Below are 5624 nucleotides of genomic sequence, written 5' to 3' on the forward strand. Positions count from 1 at the left end.
GGGCACGCGGGCCGTCTTCCTGGCGGAGCATGGCGGCCAGCAGGTGAACCGGCTCGATATAGCCGTTGTCGTTGCCCAGCGCGAGGGACTGCGCATCGCTCAGGGCTTCCTGGAATTTGGTGGTTAATTTGTCTTGTCGCATTGAATTTGACTCCGCAAAGGGGCTCGGGGCTCACGAAGGAGCGGTTATTGCCGAGTTTGGGGCTTTTGCGCGCCTTTTCAAGTCATTCAGCCGCAAGCACGGCAAGCCATTGGGCCGCGTTTGATGTGCGTCAAGCCCACGCCGGCCTCAGGCGTTGCTGGCGCTGATGCCCCATTTCGCCAGCGCCGCGTCGTCGCTGACCCGGGCATCCACCCAGCGGGCGCCTTCCGGCGTTTCTTCTTTCTTCCAGAACGGCGCCTGGGTTTTCAGGTAGTCCATCAGGAATTCGCAGGCCTTGAAGCTTTCGCCGCGATGGGCTGACACTACGGCCACCATCACCACCTGGTCCAGCGGCTGCAGCAGGCCGACGCGGTGGATGACGCGGGCGCCAAAAATATCAAAACGCGACATCGCCTCATCGATCATGGCCTCGATGGCTTTTTCGGTCATGCCCGGGTAATGCTCCAGTTCCATGCTGCTGACGCTCAGGCCGTCATTGCGGTCCCGAACCGTGCCGGTGAAGGTGCAGACGGCGCCGACGCGCTTGTCGTTTGAGCGCAGCGCGGCAACTTCATCGGCGAGGTTGAAGTCATCGGTGGTGATCAGGACGCGGGGGGAAGACTGGGCCATAGTGGCAATTTTGCCACTGGGCCACGCAGGCCGGTGCATATTCAATGCCGAAACAGTGCCACAGCCCGGCCCCTCAAGTAATATGGCAGCATGACTGGCCACATTCACCTTCTTGCCAACCGGACGCCCGACAGCGCCCGCGGGTTTGAGGCGTGCGCCAGCAAATCGAAAAAACCGTTGCTCATTTGACCGGGGCTGCGGTTCCGTCGTCGAATGAGCGATGGAACCGCCGGTTACTTTTCCAGAGTCTTTTGCGGACACCTTCACTTGTTCTGATGACGGCCTTTTTAGCCGGTCAGTTTTTTGGGATGTGTCTTCATGCAAAMAGCGCTCAATGCCGATCAGGCAAATCAAGCCACTCAGGCAACTCACGATTTCTCGGGACTCTGGATCCCGCTCGTTACCCCGTTTGACCAGGACAAGGTCGACTACGGTGCCTTGAAACGCCTGGTAGCGCACTACCAGGCCAGCGGCATCGCCGGGCTGGTGGTATGCGGCTCTACGGGTGAAGCTGCCGCGCTCAGCGATGAAGAGCAACTTGATGTGCTGCAAACCGTGATGGCCGAAGCCCCTGACCTGCCGGTGATCATGGGTTTGTCTGGCTACCACCTGGGTAAAACGGCTGCGCGCGTTCGTGCTTTGAGCCCACTGAACCTCGCGGGCATCTTGCTGCCGGCGCCCAGCTATATCCGGCCCTCGCAGGCGGGCCTGGTCGAGTGGTTTACCACCCTGGCCGATGCCAGCGCGGTGCCGGTGGTGCTTTACGACATTCCCTACCGCACGGGCAGCCAGATGGCGCTTGAGACCATCCGGGCGCTGGCGGCGCACCCGCGCATACAGGCCGTCAAGGATTGCGGGGGTGACACGGCGAAAACGCGGGCACTGATCGCCGATGGGCAATTGCAGGTGCTGGCCGGTGAGGATGCAAACATCTTCACGACTGTGGCAGCAGGCGGCCGGGGCGCTATCGCGGCAGCGGCGCATTTGCATACGTCGCGATTTGCGGAAATTGTTCAGCGCCTTCGAGCGGGCGACGTGGCCGGGGCCGAGGCTTTGTGGAAACCGCTGCCGCCGCTGATTGAAGCCCTGTTTGCAGAACCCAATCCGGGCCCGCTCAAGGCATTGCTGGCGCGACAAAATTTGCTGCGTGACGAGTTGCGCAGCCCGATGACGCGCGCATCTGCGGCGTTGGTGGACCAGCTTGTGAAGCTGGATGCTCAGGTGGCCTGAGCCGCCGCGAGTGAGTGGATCAGCCGCCGGTGACGGGGGGGAAGAAGGCGACTTCGCAGCCCTCGCTGAGTACAGCCGACTCATCGCTCATGACCTGGTTGAGCGCCATGCGCACCGATTTGCCGCGCGCAAGCGCCGCAGCATGCGCGGGCGTGGCCGCCAGCAGTTCGTCGCGCAGGGCGGCCAGCGTGGTGGCAGAGGTGTCGCGCACCTCGCTGCCCTGCCCGATAGCTTCGCGAATCGAGGCAAAGTATTTGACGATGATTTTCATGGGGGGCCTTACCGCAGTGCCTCTACGACATCAGCGCCGAAAATGGAATGAACTGCACCGTGTCGCCATGCGCAATGGCCTGGCCGGCGGGGTTGTCGATCACACCGTCGCCCCAGACCGCCGAGGTCAGCACACCCGAGCTCTGGTTGTTGAACAGCTCCAGCCCGCCGGACGCGTTGCGCTTGACGCGCAGGAATTCGCGGCGCTTGTCGGCTTTGGGCCAATTGAAATGGGCCGGCGCCGCAATCGGGCTGACGGCGGTTTGCACAGCCCCTTGCAACTTGAGCAGGAAGGGCCGCACCAGGACCAGGAAGGTCACAAAACTGGACACCGGGTTGCCAGGCAGGCCGATGAAGTGAGAGCCTGCAATCTTGCCGTAGGCGAAGGGCTTGCCCGGCTTCATGGCGATCTGCCAGAGCGCCAGTTCGCCCAGCGCCTGCACGGCGGGCTTGATGTGGTCTTCTTCGCCCACCGACACGCCACCGCTGGTGAGGATCAGGTCGTGCTGCTCGCTGGCGCCCTTGAGCGCGGCGATGGTGGCGTCCAGGCGGTCGGGCACGATACCCAGGTCGGTGACCGTACAGCCCAGGCGCAGCAACAGCGCACGCAAAAAGAAGCGGTTGGAGTTGTAGATGGCGCCAGGCTTCATGTCGGCAGGCGCAACCTCGCCGGGCATGACAAGTTCGTCGCCGGTGGAAAACAGGGCGACGCGTACGCGGGGCGCCACCTGCAGTCTGTCGAAGCCGATGCTGGCGGCAAGGCCGAGCGAGGCCGGCGTCAGGCGCTCGCCACGGTGCAGCACCACGGTGCCCGAGGTCACGTCTTCACCACGACGGCGAATCCATTGACCGGACTGGGGTTGTACCTTGATGCGAACGCCGGCGTCAACCACATCGCAGTCTTCCTGCATCACCACTGCATCGGCGCCTGGCGGAATGGGCGCGCCGGTGAAGATGCGTGCCGCAGAGGCCGGCTCCAGCATGTGGCCGCTGCTGCCGGCCGGAATACGCTGGTTGACCTGCAGCACCGCATCGGCTGACCAGTCGGCAACACGCACCGCATAGCCGTCCATGGAACTGTTGTCGTGTGCCGGCACATCAAGGCTGGACACCAGATCCTGGCCCAGCACCCGGCCGTCGGCATCGAAGGTGGAAACCGTCTCGGCGCCGGGCAGCAAAGCCGCGCGGTCCAGCAACTCGGCCAGCGCCTGGTCCAGCGGCTTCAAGGGGGCCCGGCCGGGCTGGGGCGCAGGCGCCAGGCCGGCGGGCGTGGGGGAAACAGAACTCATGGTCGGGGTGTCCGGAACAAAAACCTGAACGGAACGAAAAAAGCCTGCTTTGGCGAACGTTTAACCGAAACGGTCTTCAAACGAATAGGCGAAGCGTTCCTGATTGTTGACCAGGTACTCTGCCACGGCGTCGGCATCGTCCAAATCCAGCACCGGGCGCAAGGTTGCTTGGGGCAGCTTGCCGGGGGCATCCGTGGCGACGGCGACGATGAAGTCGTCGTCCGGGTAGAGCGGGGGCTTGCCGGCATAGTCGGCCGAAGGCGCACGCCAGACTTCGATCTTGAGCAGGTCGCTGCTCTTGAAGCCCTCCACCAGCACCCAGTCCACGCCGCCGTACAGCTCGGCGATCAGCTGGTGAACGGTGAGCTCGGACGGCTTTTCAAATTCGCGCATCAGCGCAAGCCGGTTTGGCGAGGCCACCACCACTTCAAAGGCACCGGCCTGGCGATGCCGGAAAGTGTCTTTGCCGGGATGGTCTATGTCGAACTTGTGGTGCGCATGCTTGACCACTGAAACACGCAGGCCTCTGGCCTTCAGTGCCGGGATCAGCTTTTCGACCAGTGTCGTCTTGCCCGAACCGGAATACCCGGCAAATCCGACCACGTTCATGATGTCGCTCTCACAGAAAGAAAGGCCGGAAGACGCCCAGGTTGCTATTAAAAATATAGCTGCTTGCGCAAGTCAGATAAGGGCTACAGCCCGATTTAATGTACATTTTCGACAATGTAGCGTTTGATCACGGCTGCATCGGCCGGCAGCACCACGACGCGTTTGGGCAGGGCCTCAATGCCTTCAAACTTCGCAGGCCGCGTGGGCAATTGGCCCAGGGCCTCTTCAATGGTGGCCGCGAACTTGATGGGCAAGGCGGTTTCCAGCACGATCATGGGCACACCGGGCTGGAGCTGCTCGCGCGCCACCTTCACGCCGTCGGCGGTGTGGGTGTCGATCATGGTGCCAAAGCGCTTGTAGGTGTCGCGGATGGTGGCCAGCCGGTCGGCATGGGTGCTCTTGCCGCTCACAAAACCGTAGCGCTGCGCGGCCGACTTGAAGGCGGCCTCAGCGCTCAGGTCAAAGTAGCCCTGGCTGCCGAGCTGGTCACGAAACAAGGCTCTGGTCTTGCTACCGTCGCGGCCCAGCAGGTCAAACACAAAGCGCTCGAAGTTSGAGGCCTTGGARATGTCCATGGASGGGCTGGAGGTTTCRTGSGTRTCGGCGSTGCYGCGCACGCGGTACACACCGGTGCGGAAGAACTCGTCGAGCACGTCGTTCTCGTTGGTTGCGACGACCAGCTTGGCGATGGGCAGGCCCATCATGCGGGCGACATGGCCTGCGCAGACATTGCCGAAGTTGCCGGAGGGCACAGTGAAGTTGACCGTCTCGGTGTTGTTGCTCGTGGCCTGGAAATAACCGGCGAAGTAATACACGACCTGTGCCATCAGCCGCGCCCAGTTAATCGAGTTGACCGTGCCGATCTTGTACCGGCGCTTGAAGGCCAGGTCGTTGGAGACGGCCTTGACGATGTCCTGGCAGTCGTCGAACACGCCGTCAACGGCGATGTTGTGAATGTTCTCATCCTGCAGGCTGAACATCTGCGCCTGCTGGAAGGGGCTCATGCGGCCGTTCGGCGAGGTCATGAAGACGCGAACGCCCTTTTTGCCGCGCATGGCGTATTCGGCTGCGCTGCCGGTGTCGCCGCTGGTGGCGCCCAGGATGTTGAGCTCTTCGCCGCGGCGTGCCAGTTCGTATTCGAACAGGTTGCCCAGCAGCTGCATGGCCATGTCCTTGAAGGCCAGCGTGGGGCCGTTGGACAGGGCTTCGAGGTAGAGGCCGTCTTCAAGCTTTTTCAGCGGGACGATGGCCTGGGTGCCGAACACCTCTTCGGTGTAGGTCTTGTTGCAGATGGCTTTGAGGTCGACGGCTGGAATATCGTCGACATAAAGCGAGAGGACTTCGAACGCGAGCTCGGCGTAAGACAGGCCGCGCCACTTCTGCAGCGTGGCAGCATCCACCTGCGGATATTGCTCGGGCAAGTAGAGGCCACCGTCGGGCGCGAGGCCTTCGAG

The 5624-nt window shown here is 62.6% G+C and carries 7 protein-coding genes; 1 reads left to right on the top strand and 6 read right to left on the bottom strand.

Annotated features, from left to right (window positions below; translation table 11 throughout):
* Nucleotides 1-142, bottom strand: a 142-nt coding sequence (locus AC1D1X_RS14205; protein ID WP_477698500.1) for a Clp protease N-terminal domain-containing protein, incomplete at its 3' end; no start/stop codon positions are given.
* Nucleotides 143-289: 147 nt separating this feature from the next.
* Nucleotides 290-772 (bottom strand): molybdenum cofactor biosynthesis protein MoaE, encoded by a 483-nt coding sequence (locus AC1D1X_RS14210; RefSeq protein ID WP_477669142.1) that lies wholly within the window; start codon nucleotides 770-772, stop codon nucleotides 290-292.
* A 318-nt stretch (nucleotides 773-1090) separates the two neighbouring features.
* Between AC1D1X_RS14210 and dapA the strand changes: the two genes are divergently transcribed.
* Nucleotides 1091-2002, top strand: a complete 912-nt coding sequence (dapA, locus tag AC1D1X_RS14215; protein ID WP_477698498.1) for a 4-hydroxy-tetrahydrodipicolinate synthase — start codon at nucleotides 1091-1093, stop codon at nucleotides 2000-2002.
* Nucleotides 2003-2021: 19 nt separating this feature from the next.
* Here the strand turns inward: dapA and moaD are convergent, their stop codons facing one another.
* From moaD to thrC, 4 genes are all read right to left on the bottom strand, one after another.
* Complete coding sequence (gene moaD, locus AC1D1X_RS14220) at nucleotides 2022-2273, bottom strand: molybdopterin converting factor subunit 1 (protein WP_477669140.1); 252 nt, start codon at nucleotides 2271-2273, stop codon at nucleotides 2022-2024.
* A gap of 22 nt (nucleotides 2274-2295) precedes the next feature.
* Complete coding sequence (locus AC1D1X_RS14225; protein ID WP_477669139.1) at nucleotides 2296-3561, bottom strand: molybdopterin molybdotransferase MoeA; 1266 nt, start codon at nucleotides 3559-3561, stop codon at nucleotides 2296-2298.
* 60 nt (nucleotides 3562-3621) lie between these two features.
* Nucleotides 3622-4170 (bottom strand): molybdopterin-guanine dinucleotide biosynthesis protein B, encoded by a 549-nt coding sequence (gene mobB, locus AC1D1X_RS14230; RefSeq protein WP_457280427.1) that lies wholly within the window; start codon nucleotides 4168-4170, stop codon nucleotides 3622-3624.
* Nucleotides 4171-4265: 95 nt separating this feature from the next.
* A partial coding sequence (gene thrC / locus AC1D1X_RS14235; RefSeq protein WP_477698499.1) for a threonine synthase occupies nucleotides 4266-5624 on the bottom strand: 1359 nt, incomplete at its 5' end.

The sequence above is a fragment of the Polaromonas sp. P1_G4 genome (assembly GCF_056405475.1).

Bases quoted from the DNA above. Each gene is read 5' to 3' on its own strand.
- AC1D1X_RS14210 (WP_477669142.1), bottom strand. From the start codon at position 772: ATGGCCCAGTCTTCCCCCCGCGTCCTGATCACCACCGATGACTTCAAC.
- moaD (WP_477669140.1), bottom strand. From the start codon at position 2,273: ATGAAAATCATCGTCAAATACTTTGCCTCGATTCGCGAAGCTATCGGG.
- AC1D1X_RS14225 (WP_477669139.1), bottom strand. From the start codon at position 3,561: ATGAGTTCTGTTTCCCCCACGCCCGCCGGCCTGGCGCCTGCGCCCCAG.
- mobB (WP_457280427.1), bottom strand. From the start codon at position 4,170: ATGAACGTGGTCGGATTTGCCGGGTATTCCGGTTCGGGCAAGACGACA.